General features: G+C 51.3%; 2 tRNA genes and 2 rRNA genes. All 4 read right to left on the minus strand.

Features of this window, described 5'->3' with window-relative positions:
* Window positions 1–108 (minus strand): 23S ribosomal RNA (locus CFB39_RS38495); the annotation flags it as partial.
* Window positions 109–382: 274 nt separating this feature from the next.
* Window positions 383–458, minus strand: a tRNA-Ala gene (locus CFB39_RS38505).
* Between the two features lie 43 nt (window positions 459–501).
* A tRNA-Ile gene (locus tag CFB39_RS38510) sits at window positions 502–578 on the minus strand.
* Between the two features lie 64 nt (window positions 579–642).
* A 16S ribosomal RNA gene (locus CFB39_RS38515) occupies window positions 643–725 on the minus strand; the annotation flags it as partial.

The raw sequence follows: 725 nt of genomic DNA on the forward strand, positions 1-725 counted from the left end.
ACGGATCAAAGCTCGTTTGCCAGCTCCCCGTAGCTTTTCGCAGGCTACCGCGTCCTTCATCGCCTGTGATCGCCAAGGCATCCACCACATGCACTTGTTCGCTTGACCCTATAACGAGTCTGTCTCGCTACAGGTTGAGTTCTCGCGTTGTGCCGTATTCCAAATTGAGTCGAACATAGAGTTCGAATCATCTTGAGATACATCGATACAATCACAACCCGGATAGTTTTCACGTCCATCTCAAGACGCTTCCGCTATCCAAATTACTTGCTTCTTCCAGATTGTTAAAGAACGACAGCCGATACGTACTACGTATCACTCTGACTGGCTCAATCGCCAATGACAAAGACTCGACACAATTCGAACGCTTGTCATTGAAGATTGGTGGAGGCAGACGGGATCGAACCGACGACCCCCTGCTTGCAAAGCAGGTGCTCTCCCAGCTGAGCTATGCCCCCATGAGTACAGATAACCTCAGGTACCTACCGCCAGACAAGACAATGGTGGGTCTGGTTGGATTCGAACCAACGACCCCCGCCTTATCAAGACGGTGCTCTAACCGACTGAGCTACAGACCCCTGAGTCTGTCTTTAAATTTACAGCCGATAAGCGTGAGCGCTCAACTTGTGCGAGAAGCTCTGGAAAGGAGGTGATCCAGCCGCACCTTCCGATACGGCTACCTTGTTACGACTTCACCCCAGTCATGAATCCTACCGTGGTGACCG

It is taken from the genome of Burkholderia sp. AU6039 (assembly GCF_002223365.1).
Taxonomy (GTDB): Bacteria; Pseudomonadota; Gammaproteobacteria; order Burkholderiales; family Burkholderiaceae; genus Burkholderia.